General features: G+C 56.3%; 15 protein-coding genes. All 15 read right to left on the bottom strand.

The window, feature by feature from the left end; all coding sequences use genetic code 11:
- Positions 1-140: 140 nt before the first annotated feature.
- The 15 genes from ACO5R6_RS02805 to dltA all read right to left on the bottom strand — a co-directional run bounded on the left by ACO5R6_RS02805 (position 141) and on the right by dltA (position 20,502).
- The gene (locus tag ACO5R6_RS02805) at positions 141-1,127 is read right to left on the bottom strand and encodes a diacylglycerol/lipid kinase family protein (RefSeq protein ID WP_485625669.1); all 987 of its coding nucleotides are present in this window, start codon (positions 1,125-1,127) and stop codon (positions 141-143) included.
- 1 nt (position 1,128) lies between these two features.
- Entirely contained in the window at positions 1,129-2,556 is a 1,428-nt protein-coding gene (locus tag ACO5R6_RS02800) for a DEAD/DEAH box helicase (RefSeq protein WP_485625668.1), read from the bottom strand.
- A 292-nt stretch (positions 2,557-2,848) separates the two neighbouring features.
- On the bottom strand, positions 2,849-6,169 hold the full coding sequence (locus ACO5R6_RS02795; protein ID WP_485625667.1) for a hypothetical protein: 3,321 nt from the start codon (positions 6,167-6,169) through the stop codon (positions 2,849-2,851).
- 41 nt (positions 6,170-6,210) lie between these two features.
- Positions 6,211-8,649: an alpha-galactosidase gene (locus ACO5R6_RS02790; RefSeq protein ID WP_485625666.1), complete on the bottom strand. Its 2,439-nt coding sequence runs from the start codon at positions 8,647-8,649 to the stop codon at positions 6,211-6,213.
- Entirely contained in the window at positions 8,646-10,079 is a 1,434-nt protein-coding gene (locus ACO5R6_RS02785; RefSeq protein WP_485625665.1) for a glycoside-pentoside-hexuronide (GPH):cation symporter, read from the bottom strand. The genes ACO5R6_RS02790 and ACO5R6_RS02785 overlap by 4 nt, the downstream gene beginning before the upstream one ends.
- A 12-nt stretch (positions 10,080-10,091) precedes the next feature.
- Entirely contained in the window at positions 10,092-11,603 is a 1,512-nt protein-coding gene (locus ACO5R6_RS02780; RefSeq protein ID WP_485625688.1) for a DUF6937 domain-containing protein, read from the bottom strand.
- A complete protein-coding gene (locus ACO5R6_RS02775) occupies positions 11,569-12,192 on the bottom strand; it encodes a TetR/AcrR family transcriptional regulator (protein ID WP_485625664.1) in 624 nt (207 codons plus the stop codon). Before ACO5R6_RS02775 ends, ACO5R6_RS02780 begins: the two co-directional genes overlap by 35 nt.
- 434 nt (positions 12,193-12,626) lie before the next feature.
- Positions 12,627-14,780 carry a hypothetical protein gene (locus tag ACO5R6_RS02770; RefSeq protein ID WP_485625663.1) on the bottom strand — a complete coding sequence of 718 codons (2,154 nt, stop codon included), beginning with the start codon at positions 14,778-14,780 and terminating at the stop codon, positions 12,627-12,629.
- Positions 14,752-15,657, bottom strand: coding sequence for an ABC transporter ATP-binding protein (locus tag ACO5R6_RS02765; RefSeq protein ID WP_485625662.1), 906 nt, complete (start codon positions 15,655-15,657; stop codon positions 14,752-14,754). The genes ACO5R6_RS02770 and ACO5R6_RS02765 overlap by 29 nt, the downstream gene beginning before the upstream one ends.
- The gene (locus ACO5R6_RS02760; RefSeq protein ID WP_485625661.1) at positions 15,650-16,030 is read right to left on the bottom strand and encodes a GntR family transcriptional regulator; all 381 of its coding nucleotides are present in this window, start codon (positions 16,028-16,030) and stop codon (positions 15,650-15,652) included. The genes ACO5R6_RS02765 and ACO5R6_RS02760 overlap by 8 nt, the downstream gene beginning before the upstream one ends.
- A gap of 194 nt (positions 16,031-16,224) precedes the next feature.
- A complete protein-coding gene (locus ACO5R6_RS02755; RefSeq protein ID WP_485625660.1) occupies positions 16,225-16,374 on the bottom strand; it encodes a hypothetical protein in 150 nt (49 codons plus the stop codon).
- The gene (gene dltD / locus ACO5R6_RS02750; RefSeq protein ID WP_485625659.1) at positions 16,355-17,545 is read right to left on the bottom strand and encodes a D-alanyl-lipoteichoic acid biosynthesis protein DltD; all 1,191 of its coding nucleotides are present in this window, start codon (positions 17,543-17,545) and stop codon (positions 16,355-16,357) included. The genes ACO5R6_RS02755 and dltD overlap by 20 nt, the downstream gene beginning before the upstream one ends.
- A complete protein-coding gene (gene dltC, locus ACO5R6_RS02745; RefSeq protein ID WP_485625658.1) occupies positions 17,542-17,781 on the bottom strand; it encodes a D-alanine--poly(phosphoribitol) ligase subunit DltC in 240 nt (79 codons plus the stop codon). The genes dltD and dltC overlap by 4 nt, the downstream gene beginning before the upstream one ends.
- Positions 17,782-17,827: 46 nt before the next feature.
- A complete protein-coding gene (gene dltB / locus ACO5R6_RS02740; protein WP_485625657.1) occupies positions 17,828-18,994 on the bottom strand; it encodes a D-alanyl-lipoteichoic acid biosynthesis protein DltB in 1,167 nt (388 codons plus the stop codon).
- The gene (gene dltA / locus ACO5R6_RS02735) at positions 18,994-20,502 is read right to left on the bottom strand and encodes a D-alanine--poly(phosphoribitol) ligase subunit DltA (protein WP_485625656.1); all 1,509 of its coding nucleotides are present in this window, start codon (positions 20,500-20,502) and stop codon (positions 18,994-18,996) included. The genes dltB and dltA overlap by 1 nt, the downstream gene beginning before the upstream one ends.
- Between the last annotated feature and the right edge of the window lie 191 nt (positions 20,503-20,693).

Genomic DNA, 20,693 nt, shown 5'->3' with positions numbered 1-20,693 from the left:
ACCTATTTCTATACAAATTTCAACAGTGTTCTCCCCCGATCAACTCTCTTTTTACTATAAGATTACCTGTTAGAAGCTGCAAGATTACACCGAGGAACTGCAGAGCGAGCTTGTGCGGTTTCCTCATAAAAAGCCCCCTCTCAGATGAACATTCGAAGCTTCCCCGGCTGGCAGGAGATCTTGATCCTCCGGTGCAGCCCCAGGTCCTCTCCGTCGGAGTGGACCGGAAGGACGTCTTCCATGCTGATCTGCAGACTGTCTGCCTCCATCAGGTGTACACCGGGCAGAAAGCGGTGCAGCCTCAGCATGACCCCGGGCAGCATAAACAGGGCAAGGAGACGGGGCAGGGAGTCCGCCAGGCAGATCCCCAATTTCCCGTCGAAGGCGTCCGCCCTCGGATACATGGGGACGCCGCCCCCCTCCGCCGCCTGATTCATCGCGGCCACGAAGATCATGTCCTTCGTGTCAACATAAGTGCGTCTTCCCTCTCTCTTGCAGAGAATCTTACCACGATAGAGGGGTTGAAAGAGGATGGTCTGCAGGGTCTTGACCAGATAGGACAGGCGGCCCAGATGAAGCTTATTCAGGAGCCCTTTCATATACATGTGGTCCACCCCCCTGCAGACAGCGGCGTCAAAGCCCATGCCGCAGGAGATGGCGAAGAGCCGGCTGTTGCCGTCCTCTAATTCCACCCGTCCCAGATCCATCTTCCGGATCCGCCCGCAGCCGTCCCCGGAAGCTTCATCATCATGGCAGTTTGCCAGGATCTCCTCCAGTCTTGCCAGGGGGTCCTTATTGGTGATTCCAAGCCCCCGGCCCAGGTCATTGCCGCTGCCCAGGGGGATAATCGCCAGATTGACCTTGTCGAAATCATGCATGCCGTTGATGACCTCATTGAAGGTTCCGTCTCCTCCGACAGCCACAATGGTCGACCGCAGGCCCTTGCAGTCATAATCCGCCACCGCCCGGTCAGACAGCTGGTCCGCCAGCTGTACGGCGTGACCGGCGGACCTGGTCACATGGATCTGACAGGGAACATCTCCCTCGGACAATCTCTGCTCCAATTTCTCCCAGGCCTTCAAGCTCTGTCCGCTTCTGGAATGTATGTTGGCAATGAAGTAAAACATCTTAGCGGCCTCTCCCCTGTCCATAGTAGGAGCCGGAGTAGCCGCCTCTTCCCTTGGACTCATCGCTGATATTTTCTCGTTCGGATCTTCCGTTGTTGATATTTGGCATGGGGCGGGGTCCCTGGTCCCTGCGCCTTCTGCCCCGGCTGCCCCTCGAGGCGTCCGTCGCTCCCCCGCCTGCATTCCGCGAGCGGCCCTTGGAACCCGTCTTATGGCCTCCCTGCCTTTTGCTCCCCTGACTCCCGGCCCGGTGTCCGCCCGAACTGCGCCTTGTCCGGCCGCCCCTGCCCTTTTTGCTTCTTCTCTCAAGGGGCAGAGACCACCGGCTCTCAAGCTCCGGGATCGGCTTCTCCAGGAGCTCCTCCACCTCGCGGAGGGCATCCAGTTCCGCCTCACAGCAGAGCGTCACGGCGATGCCGCTCTCCCCGGCGCGGCCGGTCCGGCCGATCCGGTGGATGTATGAGCCGGGCTCCTCCGGCACATCGTAGTTGAACACATGCGAGAGCTTGGGGATATCCAGCCCCCTGGCCGCCACATCGGTCGCCACCATCACCTTGACTTTGCCGGACTTAAAGCGGTTCAAGGCGTCCTGTCTCTGCCCCTGGGTCTTGTCCCCGTGGATTGCCACCGACTCGATTCCCCGGCGCTTTAACTCCTTGGACAGCTTGTCCGCCCCGTGCTTGGTCCTGGTGAAGACGATCGCGCTCTCTACTGCCTCCTCTTTCAGCAAGGACGCGATGACCTCCCGCTTGTCCTCGCGGCTGGTAAATATCAGCTTCTGGTCGACCGTATCGGCAGCTTCATTCTCCGGAGTCACCTGGATCTGCACCGGGTCCCGAAGCATCTGATCGGCCAGCTTGCGGACCTCTTGCTCCATTGTAGCGGAGAACATGACGGTCTGTCGCTCCCCGGGCGTAGCTCCTACGATCCGGCTGACATCGGGTAAGAATCCCATGTCGAGCATCCGATCGGCCTCATCTAAGACCAGGATCTGAACCGAGTGCAAGTCCACAAGCCCCGTGTCCATGAAGTCCAGGAGTCGTCCCGGCGTCGCCACCAGGATGTCCGCCCCCTTGCGCAGGGCGCCGATCTGGGGGCCCCTCTTGGCTCCGCCATAGAGACAGACGGTGCGTAGCTTGAGATATCTCCCGTACTTTTTGAAATTTTCAAAGATCTGAATTGCCAGTTCCCGTGTGGGAGTCAGGATCAGGGCCCTGGTCTCAGACCGCTTCTTGGCCGCAAGCTTCTGCAAGATCGGCAGGGCGAAGGCTGCGGTCTTGCCCGTTCCGGTCTGGGCGCAGCCGATCATATCCCTTCCCTCAAGGATGACCGGGATGGATTGCTCCTGGATAGGGGTTGGCTCTTCGTATCCCGCCTTGCGGATGGCGCCGAGCAGGTCGTTCTTTAAGTCTAATTCACTGAATTTCAAATTTACTCCTCTTCTGAAATCCCCGGCAGGGACCATTTGCCTCATGAAATGCCGGGACGGACGGTCTCTCATCCGAGTTTGCCTCATGAGATGCCGAGACGGACGGTCTCTCATCCGAAAAAGGCACTGACCGGGATCTCCCGAATCAGTGCCTGCACGATAGGTCCCGCCGACGTTCCTCTTACTCTCGAGAATATGCTTGACCTATCATAGTGTTTTTTCCCCGATTATGCAAGATTTCGGCCGGGAGTCCGTGCCCTTTGGCTCAGGGAGAAGGCTATCCTGTGGCCTCTCAAAAGACCCGGACCCGAAAGTACTTCTCGATGTTTCCAGTGATCTCTCCGGTCTGATCTCTTGTGACAACATGGGCGCGCAGGAGTACCTCTCCCCGCTTCAGCCCCTTGATGTTGCCGTCATAGGCCAGCTGGACGGCATCCATGTCGCCGGAGACCTTCTCGAGGACGACAATCTGGGCCGAGGCGTTGGTCGGGCGGACGCTGGCCGACATTCGCCTGTATTGGCCGACCCCGACGCTAATAAGATCGCAGTCCTTCTGATCTGTCCTGGTCAGGTCGCGTCCCTTGTCATCCGTCAGGACCAGGTCTTCTACCGGGACGTACTGGTCCCCATGTGCCACCTGTATCTTACCCGCATCATCCGCAGGGTCTATGGTCATCTTGCCCGCATCCTGTTCTCTTCGGAAGAAGGCCCCCATCCGGCTTGCGATCTCCGCCTGACTGCTGTGGTAGAAGCGATTGGCAGTGGCCATGGACCAGTAGTAGAACTGGTAGGCGGTATTGTGCTGCTTGGCCTGCTCCGAAAAGCCATACATATCCGGATGGGTCCGGTTATAGGCCGTCAGCTTCTCAAGCTCGGAGTTGATATCTCCGGCAAGACTGGATGTCGTAAGCTTGGAGGACTTGTACATCTGGAGGACTACCTTGCGCTTGACCAGATCCCGGGCGATCCTGACAGCCGCCTGGGAGTTGGTCATCTTCTCCCCCTGATAGACCGCGTACTTCTCAGAGCTTCCGGAGTAATAGGGATCAAGCAGAGTCAGCCGCTGCGGCATAAGAGCCAGGTCTGCCTCCCCTCTGTCCACTTTCTCCTGGATCAGATAGGCGGCGCGAAGGACCATCTGGTTGCCCAGAGAGTGTCCGCCGAATTCGATAAAATCCCCCTGATAGCCCTTCATGGCGTCCAAATACTTATCCACGAAGAGGTCAGCGGCCGTCTTCTCCGTCTCCCGGATGAACTTGCCGTTCTTAAGGCGATAGCGCATGGGCATGCCGTTCTTCTTGTAATCACAGGTCCAGATCTTGGCCTCTGCGCTGTAGGGTGTTGATCTCCAGAATCCCTCTCCCGGCTCGTCTGCAATCTGCACCCAGTTGTAGATGCCCACATTGTAGCCGGCATCCACCCAGGCCTTGGCGCTGTTGAAGCTGGTCTGCCTAGTCACATCCTTGCCGTTCTCCTTGACGGTATAGGTGAGATTGTACTTGAAATCGTTGGCCCAGTTGTCCTTCACTCCCCCATTCTGCCAGCCGTGGACGAAGATCACCGTGGGCTTCTTGGGGTCATAGGGGGCCCGGGAGTCCTTGTATGGGTAGGCCTGATTGAACTCATCGAACCAGTAGAACTCATCTCCCCTTCCGTTGTAGTCGAGAAGCTCGTCCCAGCCGGCGTCCGCGCTGACCGCCTCGAGGTCGATCGTGACGGAGACGGCCGGATCACTTCCACAGACGATTTGAATCAGGTATTTCCCCGGCTCAAGCGCAGGCAGCTTGACCGGATGGTCAAATGCCCCCTCCCCGGCCTGTCCTCTCTCCTCCGTGAAGGAAGAGACCGGCGTCTCATCCTCCTTGAGAAGGCGGATCAGCATTTCTGTTCCGGCGGGGATATCCTTGAGCTTCAGCTTTACTTGAATCTCCTGCGCATATCCGAAGGAGATCCTGTGCTGATTGGCCTTGGCCTCCAGAATCTCCGGAACAGGTTTGTAAAGAACCCGGTAGTCCCTCATCAGCTCCAGGCCGGCGCAGGTCGCCTTGATTCGGTAAGAGCCGGAGGTCACAGCGGCCGGAACCGTAAGACTTGCCTCAGCCCGATTCTCTCGGATGGCCGTCTCTGTCACAAGCCTTGGGATCAGACTCCTTCCGGCCGAGTCGACCAGTTCAAAGTACACCTTCTGACCATCTTCCAGATCCGCCGTCTCAAGAGTAAGGCCAAGGACCGTCTCGCTCTTCTCGACCTGCTCATCCCGATCCGATGTCAGCTTCTTTAATTTTGGTGTGCACTTGTGGAGGACGGTGTAGTCTCGGTCCTGTACAAGACCGAAGTCTGGGACGCTGATCTTAAGCTTGTATGTCCCTTCCGCGAGCCGGCCCGGAATTCTGAGCCGCAGATCCACCCGGTTCCTGTCGATCATCTCTCGCGCCGTAAGCCTTGGGCTCAGGGACGTCCCGTCCTGCCTGACAAGCTCTGCCAGGATGGCATGCCGGCCCTGCAGCTGACTTTGGTCCAATCCGCTCTCCGCAGAGAGGTCCGCCGTGTCCACTCCGATCGCAAGGTCCACATCTTCCCCTTGCACGGAACTGTTCTGACTCAGGAAGACCCCCTTGATCTTGCGGTCTGCCCGGCGAAGAATCCGATAGTTCCGGTCTTTCATAAGCCCCTTGATTTCCGCCCGGATGCGATAATTTCCCTCAGGAAGACTGGCCGGTATGGTCATTTGCGCCCGGAAGGCGTCGGATCGGATATCGGTCTCAAGATCCTTTACCACGCTATAGGAAGCGCCCTTGTCATCGGTCAGGTAGAGACGGACCCTGCTGTGATCGGGCAGGTTTTTCGTCTTGCCCCGGATCTCGACCCCGGTCTCATCCCCTTGAACCTGGCTCTCCCGATCCAAGGTCAGGTCTAAGATCAAAGGGTTTGGGTCTTCCAGAATCCGGTAGGCCAGCTGCTTCTGCGACCGGCCGATTCTTGCAATCACACTGTAATTGCCCGCCGGAAGATCTGCCGGAAGGTCCAGGTCCAGCTTGGCCCTTCCCCGATTGACAGAGGTCTGTCCAAAGACGCGCGACTTCATGGCCTCGTCCACCAGCTCCACCCGGACGATGGAACCCGAGACGGCATCCCTGGTCCTGATGGAAATGCGAAGGCTGGCCTTGCTTCCCGCGTAGCTCTCTCTTGCGCTTGCGGTCAATTCCTCAAGGACAGCCTCCCCGCTCGCGCTTCGATCGGCATGAGGATTCGTTCCGGTCTCCCGGGGAAGGCTAATATTAGGCTGCCTTCCCGGGACCGCAAGGATGGGCCGGCTTCCTGTCTGATCCGCCCTTTCATCTCCCGCTCCTTGATCCGTAGCTTGACCGCTGCCTTGACCTGCGTCTTGGTCCGCCCTCCGATCCACTTGGCTCGAAGCCGCATCAGATCTCCCGCTCTCATCCGCCTTCTTCCTCTCCGCTTCGGTTGTGGCCACGGGACCGGAGGGATTTTCTCCCCCTCTGCCCGACTTCCAGGGCTGGCTCCATGCGAGAAGACCGACCGCGACAAGCAAGAGCAGAAACAGGGGCAGGTCCGGCATCCACCTGCGGATCTTCGCTGCGAATTTCCCCATGATTTTCTTTCCCCCATAAATGTGAAATGAAATAAAATCCTCTATGTTTCGATCATACCATTCCCAGGGTCAGCTTTTCTTATTGAATTCTCTGCAATATATTGATCTTTCTTGTCCTCTTCATCCCTTGAGGCGACCTCCTCCATGAAATAGAGACGACTGGCAAAATCGGGCAGATAGCGGACCTGGTCATTAAATCCGGTTCCCACGAAGTTCTGTCCGGTCGCGACCCCGGCCATCAGGACATCCCCGTAGGCCCTGGCCTCCTCGGTCTCCCCTTCCAGCTGCACCAGCCTGGCGATCATCTTGTGGAGAAAGCTTCCCTCCCTCACATGCAGGGGCGTCCTCAGGTTGATCAGAGATCCCATGACCTGCAGGTCCACCTTTCTCGGCTGATTGAAGAAATGATACTTCTTATCCGGAGCAAGCCCCCTCGGATAGAAGAATGAGAGATCCTCTCCGGCTTGGTTGACTGCCCTGTAATAGAAGCCAAGGGCCTGACTTCTGTCAGAAGAGACAATGGTCCAATCGATCTCATTGCCCTCCCTTCCCCGGAAGAACTGTCCTCTCTGCAGGGTTCTGCGGTATTTCTTATAGCATGCGACCTGCGACCGGATGGTTTCTCTCTCCGCCTCTGACAGGTCACCCGGGTTGAGTTCATAGCCGAGATTCCCGAAGGCGGCCACATGAAATCTCGTGTCCAGCGAGCTCCGGCGGAGGGTCTGGTGGTTGGGACTGGCAGAGACATGCGATCCGAAGCAGACCTGGGGATATCCGTAGGAGTAGCCGCCTTGAATGGCAATGCGGGCCACCGGATCGGTATTGTCAGAGCCCCAGATCTGCGGGAAATAAGAGAGAATCCCCAGATCAAAGCGGTTGCCACCCGAGGCGCAGCCCTCGAAGAGAATGTCCGGAAAAGACTCCGTCAGCTCCCGCATCATCCGATAGAGGCCCAGGACATAGCGGTGAGCCGTCTCCTGCTGCCGCGCCGCCGGCAGGGAAGGAGAGTATACGTCCGAGAAGATCCGGTTCATATCCCACTTGACATAATTGATATCGGCAGAGGAGAAGACCTCCTTCATCCGCCGGATCATCTCCCCGACAAGCTCGGGGTTGGCAAGATCCAGGATACGCTGGTTCCTTCCCTCTGCCTGGCTCTCCTTATTCCAGGGCAGTTCCATGGTCCAGTCCGGATGGTCCCGGTAGAAGTCGGAGTTGACATTGACCATCTCCGGTTCCACCCAGATGCCGAAGGCAAGGCCCAGGCCATGAATCTTGTCGGCCAGGGACCTGAGTCCGCCCGGAAGCTTCTTTTGGTCAGCAACCCAGTCCCCCAGCGACCGGTGGTCATCGGTCCGGCCCTTGAACCAGCCGTCGTCCATCACCAGAAGCTCTATGCCGAGATCTGCCGCCTCCTTGCCCAGACGGACCAGTTTCTTCTCGGAGATGTCGAAATAATTAGCCTCCCAGCTATTGAGCAGAACCGGTCTGTCTTTCTTGGCCCAGCTGCCCCTTAGGATATGGTCCCGCACAAAAGTGTGCATATTGACGCTGATTCCGTTGAAGCCCCGGTCACTGTAGGTCATGACCGCCTCCGGACTCTCGAAGCGTTCCCCCGCCGACAGCTGCCAGGAGAAGTCCTCCGGGCTGATCCCCGCGACCACCCGCACCGATCCCGCCGGTGCCCGCTCGACTGCCGCATAGTGGTTGCCGGAATAGATCAGATTGAAGGCATAGGCCTCTCCCCGATCCTCTCCGCAGTCCGGGGTCGAGAGCATAAAGAAGGGATTGCAGCGGCTGGACGAAGTGCCTGTCCGGCTGGTCATAGACCATTTCCCCACGAGCAGGGCCTGGCGCTTCTTGTTCATCTCATGGGCCCATCCGCCGTCGAAGGATACCAGGTCCAGATCGCCCGCCCGCAGGTCCAGCCCATAGCTCATGAGGCGGCGGATGCGGACTTCCTCTGCCCCCTCATTGGTCAGAACCGCCCGGCGGCTGATGACATCCTCCTCGGGGAAAACACTGTAGAATAAGTCCAGCCGATTCCCGGACAGGCCGTCTCTTAGGACAATCCGAAGTTCCTCCTCGTCCCGGCCCAGGGCGCATGGCATGGTCTCCATGAGACTCTTCTCGGGGAGGATCTCATGGGACGCATAGACCCAGTCCCCGCTGCGGTTTCCCCTGGCATCCACAAGTTCTATGACAGGCTCTCTCGGATCCCCCTTGCCCGGGGAAGTCCACTCCAGGCAGACGGATTCCAGGGAGAATCCCGGTCTCTCATTGTCATAGAGGATCGTGTTGCCCGGCGCGAAGACCCGCCTGGGAATCAGGGGATAGAGGTCTGCTTCCTCCTCAATCCGAAGGCGCCTTCCATAGTAGAGGTGCTCCAGCTGGCCTGTCTCTAAGAGGCGGAAGATATAAGAGGTCCGTCTCCCCTCCAGGATAAAAAACGGCTTTTTATCTCCAATCACTCGGATCATAGCTGCTCCTTTGCTCGCAACTGCTCACTGATCTCATCCAGCTTGGCATCGGTCAGAATATACTTCCTGCGAAACCACAGGAAGGCCAGGATCAGGCCCGCCATGGGGATCAGGGTCATCACCATGCGAAGTCCCATCTTGGAGGCTGTGGCAACTTGCGCAGAGAAATCCACCGTCTGGTCTGTGGCGCTTGTAGCCGTGGAACTCAGGCCGAAGGCCTGCAGGGCCATCGAGGCAATGAAAGCAGCCAGGCCGGATGCCAGCTTCACGACGAAGGTCTGCATGGAGAAGATGACGGACTCATCTCTCCTCCCCCTGACCAGTTGCCCATAGTCAACCGTATTGGCCAGGAAAATGGTGGTCAGGACATTATTCATCCCGCTCGCGGCCATGATCAGGACCCCGGGAATCAAGAGGAGGGCCAGAGTATTCTTCCCCAGGCTTGCGATGCCAAAGAGAAGCAGGTAGCCGAGCATGGACATGGCCAGGCTGATATAGAAGATCCGGATGGAACTGACAAAACGGCGAAGCAGGGGGTAGAGGGCCATCATGGCCAGGATCTGCGTCGCGCCGGCCACCAGGTTAAAGCCGGTATAGGACTGATACCAGTTGCTGCCACCGAAATCGTATTTGAAGAAATAAATCACCAGATTGGACGTGATGTAGAGGGCGGAGTTGACCAGGACAATAGTGACGACCACGCACATGGCCTGATCATTTGAGATCAGGGTCCGGAACATCTGGCGCACCCCTGCGGTCTCCATGTCCACCGTGGACTTCTCCTTCACAGCCAGGCAGGTGATGGCAATAAAGACCACGAAGAGAATGGCGACGATGAGAGCGAATACCTGAAAGCCGATCCGCTCGATCTCTCTGGGACTGCTCCCGTGCCCCAGAGCACTGCCTATGGCATGCACCAGGATCATGGTGAAGATCGTGACAAGGGCGCTGCCGACTCCGGAGCAGGACCGGGCCAAGGTGGTCAGCCCCTCCCTCTCTCTCCCCCCCTTGGTAAAGGCGGGAATCATGGACCAGAAGGGAATATCCATCATCGTATAGGTCACGCCCCAGAGGATATAAGTGACTGCCGCATAGGCGACCAGGCCGGCTCCGTCCAGGGTCGGCGGAGCGGCAAACATCAGAAAGAGAACCACGGCATTGGTCAGGGTCCCCAGGAACATCCAGGGACGGAACTTGCCCCAGCGTGTCCTGGTCCTTGCCACAATCAACCCCATGACCGGATCATTGAAGGCGTCAAATACCCGGGCTGCCAGCAGAATTACTCCCATAGCCGCGGCGGAAACCCCCATAATGTCCTTAAAATAATAGAGGACGTAGGAGGCGGACAGCATGTAGACCATGTCCTTGCCGACAGCTCCCAGTCCATAGGAGGCCTTCTCCCGGCCGGTCAAATTCCTTGTGTTTTCCATTGTTTATCTCCCTTATCTTGCTTGCTGCTTATCTCTTAGCTGCATGGCCAGTTCGACCACCCGGTAGGCCCCGTCATACAGCCCGCTTGCCCGATTCCTCCGGATGCTTTCGCACATACCAAAGAGCTCCCGGCTGTCGTCCAAAAAGAGGTCTGTCATCTGGAGAATATGGGGAATATCGCGGCACTCCAGGCTCCCGTCTCCCATCTCGGCGGAGTGAATTGCCCCCCACATCTCGTGCTTTCCCACCCGGCGGATGAAGAGCTTGGGTACCGGGTAGAAGGCGAGTTCTGATGGTTTCGTCACCAGGACGTCACAGGACCGCATCAGGAGATTCGTGATATAGACCGCCTCGAAGATATTCTTGTGGCAGAAGGCGTGCACTCCCTCGACATGGGCCGTCAGAGCCCGGTCGGCAAATGCCGCCGCCCGGTCAAAGTCCTCAAAGTGCTCCTCGGCATGCTTCCTCAGCTCTGGAATATCGGCGGTCAGGTCCTCCCAGACATTCCGATAGTCCCCCACGTTGACATAGAGGGCCGCCCTCCTGTCCCGAATCGAGGGCAGGAGGTGGCGGATGATGGCGGCAAAGAGCTCTCTCTGGGCTCCGGCTCCTCCGAGCGAGAGAAGGAAGCGCATGGGCTCTCCCTTTTCCTTCCTCTTAAGTCTGGCCCTGCAGTCCTCATCCACATGCGCGACCAGTTCATGATCGATATAGTGGCCCGTGCAGCAGAGCTGGTCCGGCGGGATGGGCCTTAAGACCTTGCTCCCGGCGAAACCGTTTAGGATCCGGTAGCCCTGATAAGCGTACTTGCACTGGACGGTGTGAAGGCTTCCCTCCGCCAGATGCAGGGCCATGGGCCAGTTGTCAGGGATCGCGTTGACCACATACCGCATCCCCCCGTGCAGGGCCGCCTGTGCCGGCCAAACGTGAGTGGCAATCAGGGGGATGTCCTTTGGGATCTCCCGAAAGAGGGGCGCCATCAGCTCCGCGTTCTTCTGGTCTGTGGCATTGTAAGTCAGAGCCCGAAAGCCCTCGTAGTTCATGGGCTCCCAGACCAATTTATTGAAAATCCCGAAGCGGGACAGGCGAGAGCCCAGGGAGTAGAGCTCATTCTGAGCCTGAATGATCTTGGTCGCCGTCGTCTGCGGGTAAGAATTCAGATCCATCCAGTAGGGGCTGTAGCCCAGGGCATGGGCGGCAGAAGCCATGGCCATGGAGATGCGATAGTGGCCGAAGCCCATGCGGATATTGCCGACAATCAGTCCCCTGTCCCGGTCAAAGGCGACCTTCCCGGCTCCTTCCCCCATCCGTCCTCTCTCTCGGATTCCGGCAGCCGCTTCCAGGCGGATGTCTCTCACGCCAAAGCGCTGGCCGAGCACCGGATTTTCCTCCAACCGAACCTGATAGAGCGTCTTCCTGTCATCGCCGAATTTCCCCGCGAATTTCCTCTTGGACCGCAGGGCCCTCCTGTAATCCCGACCGGCAATCTCATTGCCGAAGATCCTTCTGGAACGATCCACCATTGCCTCCTCCCGCCTGTCTCTCTTCATTTCTGATTCCATGGATGATGACAGCTGCCATCTCCTCCAGCGCCTCATTGTAATCAAGATCTATCTCCGCCAGGTTTCGCCCGTAGAGCAGGCTCTCAATCGCCGACTCATAGATGATCTTGATCACATGCGGGTTGACAGGGCGAATGCTCCCCTCATTGATCCCCTCATGGATGAGCCTGAAGGTGGGCTCCCAGTTGCTCTCAATGCGGGCCTCGATCCGCTCATAGGGCTTGGGGTACTTGCCCCGGTAGCAGAAAAGGTCTGCAAAATTGATCCCTCTGGCCTCAGCCGGGAGTACGCAGAAGATCCCCTCGAGCTTCCCCAGCGTGGACAGGTTCCGGTCACATAGAATCATCTCCTGTTCCCTGGCCACCCGGTCGAAGACATCGTCGACTAAGTCCGCCAGAATCGACTCCTTGTCCGGGAAGATCCTGTAAATGGTCTTCTTGCTCATAGACAGGTATCGGGCCAGCTCATCCATCGTAAATCTGGCTCCCCTGGTCTTGAGCGTCACGAGGCTTCCCGCCAGAATCTTGCTTCTTACTTGCTCCGTGTTCATCCTTCCCGCCCTCGTTTTGGAAACAATCTTTGTTGTTTTCGTTTCCTCTATTGTATCATCAAAAGAACATCTGTCCCCTGTAATTTCATACAAAAAAAATGACAGCAAATTGTGAAATTTGCTGTCGAAAGGGGGGTATTCAAAGTTGGCTGCGGAAAAAGAACTTTATTGAAGGGGGGGTGTCATAAAGGAAGGGAAACTCCGCAACCGGGGGAATGTCTCTTTGATTCCGAAAGGTCCTTGCCCTTCGGAACAATTGCATCATACCCCCTTTTCCTGTCATTGTCAACAGTTTTGTTCGCGTATTTTTGTGAATATCTTACAGGAAATTTCCTTACTTAGGATTTATTCCTTTTTCTGCCTTTCTTGAACCCGAAATAATATACAATTTATGCTCTTTTGATTTGTGTATTATCCCGAGTCCCTCCCAGCTGTCACCTGTCTCTCTGTTCCATGGCCCGAAGCACACAGGCCGGGGCCCGGTCCCTCAGGAGATAGCGGTCGTTACTCTTATGGTCGGTCTCCCCTCCTTCCCGATAGATCAGCTGTACCGAGTAGACCTTATCGTCGCTGATCCTATGAATGCGGGACCAGAGGGATTCCATCCTCATACTCTCGGACCGGTCCAGGATCTCCTGGATCTCTTTCTGCGAATAGAACTCCGCGCTTCGCTCAATCCCATTCTCCCGGCCCTTCCGGTTGCTGCCGATGACGATCACTTTCTCAATCCGGTCCGCCTGGAGCCTCTCATTGGGATCAAACCCATGCTCCTTCAGCAGAGCCAGGCTCTTCTGGTAGGAGGCGTAGATGGGATAGGTATTGACCCATTCTCTTTCGCCTGTCTTGTCATAGATATGAACGGTTACTTCCGCGAGAATTCGATCCCGCAGGACCATACTGTAGTTATAAGACTTCAGGTCCTCCCGATAGGCCTGATAGAAGTCCCCGTAATTGAGCTGTGTCTCAATATTTGCGGACTCCGTATTCCCTGTCACATAGATGCCCACATTCCCCCTTCTTAGCAAAGAGTCCGGCTTCGGAAGAGGGAAGCTCGCCTCCTTGAACTCTTCTGAGCTTGTGATGGGATCTAAGAGAGAGGCTTTCATGTCATACGGAATATGAACCTTCCGCAGGCAAACCCTACCGCTCCTCAGGCGATACTTGATTCGCAGGGTCCAGGCATCGGAAGACAGGCGGTCCTTGTGGTCCGCCGCCCAGGCATTTGCCGCCTTAACCATGGCCAGAAGATCCTCCTTGTTGGTCAGTGCCATGGCCGGTCCGCCGACCTGACTCGGATCCCCCTCCCTAAGTCCCGAGTCCCCTTGATTACCGTAGAAGAAGCTCCCGCCGTAGGAGCTATTGAGCAGGATATCATCATCCCTGGGAAGGAGGCGTTCGTCATAGAGCGCATAGGAACGGATCCGGTCTGGTCCCGGCTGGCTCCTGTCGTATCCCAGAAGATCAAAGCGAAAGACCAGGAATACCAGAAGAACCAGACCCACGCTGATGGCTGCCTCCCAGGGCCGATGTCCCATCGCCTTGATATTCATGGAGAGAAGGGCCTCGGTCAGGGTTGCGATCAGGGTCGTCATCAGAAAGACAAAGAGGACATATAAAAGCTGATTGATCCCCGATCCTCTCACGAGCAGGATCTGATCCAGAACCACGGCCACCATGAGGCCGCAGAGACTGGTCCCTGTGATCTTAACGAGAACCCGGACCCAGTTGAAGACAACCGCGCATCCCGCCATCTCCGCTCCTCTTTTTCGGTAGGCCAGATAGGCCAGACCACCGGCGAGAATGGCCAGAACCAGATTGGCAACCAGTCCCCATCGAAGTCCCCAAAAGCACAAAGTAACTTCTCTTAGGTTCTCAAATGCATCGATTCGATATACGGTCCCCAGTCCCCTGATCCAGTAGGCGATGGGGGAGCTGAACATTCGCGTCTGCTGCCCGACATAGGTCATAAGATAGCGGCCCGCGAAGAAATTGAGAATGGCCCTGAGCAGAGGTTCGAAGGCGAAGAAATAGGCTGCCATCATGAGGCTGACCAGGATCCTTCCGGTCAAGATCTTGGCCAGGACCGTTATGCTGTAGACCGCCGCAAAGAGTCCGATCATGATCACCAATTCCAGGAGACTCTCAAGCACAAGCGTTCCCGTCATAGCCCCTGTTGCGCCGGCGATCAGAAGGCTGATTGCCAGGTTGACCAGATAGGAGACAAGCCAGATCAGAAGACTGCCCAGGTAGATATTTCGAAAGCGCCTGCCCCGGTATACCGGCTGACTCTCATAGAAGTCCAGCTTCCTCTTATCGTCCAGATAGGCGAAGCTCTCAAGTCCCATGAAGATCGCAAGCAAGATCGTGATCACGGCGAAACCGACCTGTCTGAAGCCCAGAATACGGCTGAACATCTCCGACAGATGAAGGTGGATATCTGCCGGACTTGCCCCGACGAATTCCATCCTCCCGGAGCTGACCATGAGCAGGCAAAGGACAGGGAAATAGAGAAAAGAAAGAATGGCGCAGATCACTGCAACCCAGAGTCTGCTTGAGCGCTTAAGCTTGGATAAACTTGCCGACATCATAGCCCACAACCTCCATTTCGCTGATGAATAATTCCTCCAGAGACAAATAGAGCCGCTCTACATAGATGGTCCGGCACTTGGACAGGGTTTCCTCCAATGCTTCTTTTGTCCCCTCTATGGTGTAGACCATCATATGTCCCTGCCGCCTTGCCAGAAGGACCTTGACCCCGGACTCAAAGCGCTTCCGGTCTTCCTCGGAGGCAAAGACAAGCTGAATCTTCTGCCGCTTCTGCCGCAGGAATTCCAGGTTCTCAGCCAGTAGAATTCCCCCCTCGTGGAGAATCCCGATCTGATCGCTCACATCCTCAAGCTCTCGCAGATTGTGGGATGAGATCACCACCGCAAGCCCCCTCTCTTCCATCTCTGCGGCAAAGATGGACTTGGCCAGCTGCCGGGCAGCCGGGTCCAGGCCGTCGAAGGCCTCATCACAGAAGAGATAGGGACTCTTGGCCGCAAGGCCCAGGATCAGGGCCAGCTGCTTCTTCATCCCCTTGGAGAGGGTCGATATCTTGCGGTTCTTCCCCAGGGAGAAAGACTCCATCAGTCTGCAGAAGAAACTCATATCGAAGTTCGGGTAGAGGCCCCGGTAGTAGAGAGCCATCTCCTCTCCCGTCGAATTCGGCAGGAAATAGAAATCATCCGAGACGAAGAAGATCTTCACCTTGGCAAGCGGATTGTCATAAATGTTCTCCTGGTCAATCCGGATGATCCCCCGGTCCGCCCGGAGGACCCCGCTCATCATGCGAAGAAGGGTTGATTTGCCGGCCCCATTGGTTCCGACCAGACCGAAGATGGTCTTCTCCTTGATATAGAGAGTCACATCTCGCACTGCCCTGATCGGGCCGAAGGACTTGCTGACACTTCGTATCTCAATCATACTTGCCTCCTCTGTTCTTCTGACCAAAACAGGTCTCCCGCCATATCTGTTCGGGGTCAAAGCCCAGGGTCTCCACCTCTTTCACCCAGAGCAAGAGTTCTCCCGCCAGTTCCTCCTTGCGCCGAAGAAGCAGGTCTTCTCTTGGACGGACGAAATTCCCCCGTCCCGGCACACTGTAGATATACCGGTCTCTCTCCAGCTGGGCATAGGCCTTCTGCACGGTATTGGGATTCGTGGCCAGGTCCACGGCCAGTTGTCGGACTGAGGGCATCTGCTCATCCCTCTGAAGAACCCCAAGGAGAATCAGCCTCTTGTACTTGTCCACGATCTGCTCGTAGATGGGCCTTGCGTCTTTTAGATCTAAACGGATCAAGCAGCCCCTCCTTTCCTCTCTTTCATCCGGTCAAGTGTCCCTTTTCTGACCTCTTAGGATGGATTGTTTTATTCGTACTAGTTCAACTAATACAGTTATTATACAAAGGAAGGAGACACCTGTCAACAGACGCCTCCTCTCCCATCTCTTTTGCTCTTCAGGCTCTCCGAGAATCAGAAAATCAGGAAATACGGTCAGAAGGCCGCATAGGTGAAGCCCGGCGTCGCCAGACCGCTCCCCAGGATCGCAAAGAGGTAGAGAATAATCATCAACGCCAGGTAACTTCCCGTGTACTTCCAGAATTTCCGGTCTCTAAGGACCTCTTTAAGTCTTGTAAAAATCATAAATCGCCTCATTGATATAAGTCCATCCCAGAGACCAGGGATGGTAGACATCCGCCATAAAGTAGGGCGTGTACTCATGCTGACTCAAGTCCATGCATCGGGCCCCATAGCTGGCCGCGCAGCTTGCGATTTCCCGGTAGACCCGGTCCCGGTTGGCTCGTGGCATGCCGGTCGCATCGTACCAGTAGCCGTTGACCGGGAGGATGATGACCTGGGTCTTGATCCCAAGCTCCTTGGCCACCCTGAGGAAGAGATCTAAGTCCTCCTTCTCATCGCTCGCGGTCCATTGCTCGTCCTTGTGCACCTGGTCCTTGTCCTGATAATTCTTCTGATAGCTCTTCTTCCAGGTCTCATTCATCACATAGAGCGGGTTGTCCGATTGCCCGACGGTATCCGCCCTTGCCTGTTCCCTCATTTTCTCCCAGTCTACGCTCTGGTCCTCTCTCAGATAAGATCGAATGGTCGCGTCAGACATCTCTACATTCCGGTCCGCCTTCCGGGCATTCTTCATCTTGAGAACAGCGGCCGCGAATTTCTCCTGGTCTCCCCGATTGGCCCCCAGAAGGTCTGCCGCAAGCCTCTCGGCTTCGGAGGAATCCTCCCCGGCATATGCCTTGTTGTAGATCCGCACCCGGGTCGCCAGGTCCGGATCCGAGGCCGAGAGGGCATTGACCCGGCGGATGATCTGATCCCTGGTCTCCCTCGAGAGCCTGCGGTTCTTGAGCAGGGCCAGATAGGCTGTATCGGAGAAGTGCTGCTTGAAAGCGGCCGCCGTTATCCCTGTCCCGGAGAACCACGTGGGGGAGGCAAGGAGGGTCACCTTCTTGGGAGACCGATCCCCGGAGAGCGCCGCAAGACTGATGGCATCCTGGAGCGACTGCACATTCGGATAGCCCACAGTCGTGGAGTTCACCTGCTGTCTGGTAAACATATGACTGATGTGATAAGGTTCATCGGCCCAGAAACCCAGTTCCGAAGACCCGAAAATCGGCATGGTGTCCTCATCCATGTTCTCGGTCAGAGCCGGCAGGCACTTGTTTCGAAAATCGCTGTAGAAGAAACGAAAGCCATCGCCCCCCCGCAAGTCGACCCTCTGCATCAATAGATGAAAGCTGCCCAGAAAGACGATAAAGAGCACCAGAGCCATCAAGAAAGCCTGTATTCGTCTCATGCCTGCTCCATCTTTGACTTGACTATGGCTATAATCTTGGCCGGTGTATTCATCTCCTCCCTGCGATACTCCGCAGGGGCAATCACAATGCCGAAGGTCTCCTCGATATCAACCAGGAGCTCCATATAGCCCAGGGAGTCAATCAGACCCTCCTCGTCGATATTGATGTCGGGGTCCTCCATGACCACCTCATCCTCACAGATTTCCGCTAAAATCTTCAATAACTTCTCTTCCATCTTATTCCTGCTTTCTTATTCCTGCCTTTGTATTCCTGTCACTTGTTTAATAGATCCCAAGCAGGTTCAAGAACCTGCCCGAGAAGATGAAGAAACCGAAGAAGACCAGATTGAATGTGATCCCCCAGGAGATCAGGCGAAACCAGGTCTCCTTCTTGTGCTTCTTATAGAATTTTGACTTCTTGTGGAAGATCTCCGTCAGTGTCAGAAGCAGACCGTGATAGAGCCCGTAGACCAGATACTGCAGATCGGTCCCATGCCAGATCCCCATAATTCCCATATTGATGAAGAAGGCGATTCCGGCCACAGTCAGGCGATTCTTGAACTTCTTGGTCTTCATCAGGCCCATAGAGACGCGGGAGAAGACAAAATCCCGGAACCAGTGCGAGAGGCTGATATGCCAGCGGTCCCAGAACTCGATGATGTCCAGACTTCGGAAGGGAGCCCGGAAATTGTCCGGGGTCTCAATGCCAAAGAGATAGGAGGCCCCCACCGCCATCAGAGAGTAGCCGGCAAAGTCGAAGAAGAGGTAGAAGCCATAGCCGTAGAAATAGACCAGGATGTGCTTTAAGTCCGCCTTCATCCCGAAATTGGTGTAGAGATGGTAGAAGCAGGCACCCAGGGCAAATTTGTAGACGGCTCCCAGGAGAATCTTCTGCAGGCCCCGCCCGGCCAGGTCCATATAGTCTTCTCTGGGCAGAATCCGGTGCATATCTCCCTCGAAGCGCCGGCTCCTGTCAATGGGACCTGACGTCAGAACCGGAAAGAAGAGGTCCATGTAGAGGAAGTCCCAGAGCCTCAACTTGTCTATGGACCCGTCATAGGTCTCGATAATGATCTGCGTCGACTTGAAGGTCATGTAGGACAGACCCAGAAAGCCGAAGAGATGCAGTTGCCAGTTGGCTGCCAGCGAGAACTTATAGAGGGCAAGAGGCAGGATTGAGCCGATCAGAAAGATACGGTAAATCCAGGTCTTTCTCCCCCACCGTTTTCGGACCGCCAGATAGCCCCGGTCAAGGGCATAGCTGACTGCCAGAAAGAGGGTCAAATAGGCCAGTGCCGTCGGATTCTTCCCCATGGCCCAATAGACATAGAGCAAGGAGACCAGGCTCCCATAGGGGGCGAGGGGCTTCTCCAGATAGCCCAGAAGCAGGGCCGGAATCGCCAGGAGACCCAGAGAGAGGAAGAAGCTTTGATCAACAAATAATGACATCAGATCAGCCCCTCCAGCGCCTTCTTATCCACTTTCCCGTTCAACGTCACGGGAAAGCTGTTTAAGAGGACAATCTTCTTGGGAACCATGTAGGCGGGAATCCGCGCTCCCAGGCTCTGCCGGATGTACTTGCGCCGGGCGTAGGAGTCATCTGTTCCCTCCTTCTGCAGGATGACGGCCGCCAGACTGTGCACGCGTCCCTCCCGCATCTTGGGCAGAACCACCGCCGCTTCTACCCCGTCCAGGGCCAGGAGGTTCTTCTCGATGTCTCCGAGTTCAATCCGATAGCCATGCAGCTTGATCTGCTGGTCTGCGCGGCCGCAGCAGTAGACCATCCCATCCTCTCTCACATAGCCCAGATCTCCCGTCCGGTAGGAAGCCTTCCCGTCCCGGTCCGTGAAGAAATGCCTGGCCGTCTGCTCTTTATTGCCATAGTAGCCGGCGGCGACCGTATCTCCGTTGATGATCAGTTCCCCCGTCCGGCCAAAGCCCAGCCGCCTGCCCTCCCGGTCCGCAGCGTATATTTCTGTTCCCGCCTTGACATAGCCGACCGGAAGCAGGCTCTCCGTCCTTAAAATCTCATCCGTGATCTCCACCGCAGTCACGCAGACCGTCGTCTCCGTGGGCCCATAGGTATTGATGATATGGGCCTTGGGAAAACGGTCCCTGAGCCCCCGGACCGTCTTCGGTGTGAGGGGCTCTCCGCAGAAGAGGAAGTGGCTGAGTTCCGGGAGATTTGCGGCGCAGAAATTCCTGTCTCCCATGGCCAGATCCGCAAACGATGGTGTAGAGACCCAGTAATTGACCCCATGCCGGCGGATGAAGTCCACGGCAGAGGGCACATCCCTGAGCAGGTCGTGGTCAAGGCTCACAATCGTAGATCCTGTGGCAAGACCCGTGTAGGTGTCCATGACGGACAGGTCGAAGGAGAAGGGGGCCTGATTTAAGAAGACACCCCTCCTGTCACCGACCAACTTCACAGACCAGTCCAGATACGCGTTCAGGTTGGCCCAGGTCACCTGGACCCCCTTGGGCTTTCCGGTAGACCCGGACGTGAAAATCATATAGTAGATATCATCCGCCGCCCTCTTTTCCCTGCGGATGATTGGGGACAGGTCCGCCTCTCTTCTGCAGATCTCCTCCAGGCGGTCCGGGCCGATCCCCCGGACCCCGTCCGGCCCCTCAAATTCCTCTGCGGCGAGAACAAGGGGACTTGCCACAGCGTCCACGATATCCGCGATCCTTGAGGCCGGCATATTCACATCCATAGGCACATAGGCGTGCCCGGACAGGGCGCATGCCAAGAAGCAGACCGGCATCCAGATATTCTTGTGCCCGTAGACCGGGATCGCCTGCCTCTCGTCCGGGAGTTCCTCAGAGATCCGGACGGCAAGCCGGCCGGCTCTCTGAAAGAGCTCTCCATAGCTGATCCGGCCGGTCCGAAAGAGGAAGGCCGTCCGATCCGGGTCCTCTTCCGCAATTCTTTGTATCTTTGCAATAATATCCATATATCACACCTTTTTCTAACACACAAGTGTACAAGTTTTTAGTTAAAAGATACAGACCTCTTTTCGAAATTTTTTCGAAACAAAATGAACAATAACGATCCGAGCGGACTAACCCCCTGACACAAGAAAAGAAGGCCGATCCCCATGGTCTGTGGCGCAAACGCGGTCACAAAATATGAGAATCAGCCTTC

The sequence above is a fragment of the Shuttleworthella sp. genome (assembly GCF_057251025.1).
The sequence above is the reverse complement of the archived record's forward strand: the minus strand, read 5'-3'. Positions and strand labels throughout refer to the sequence as shown.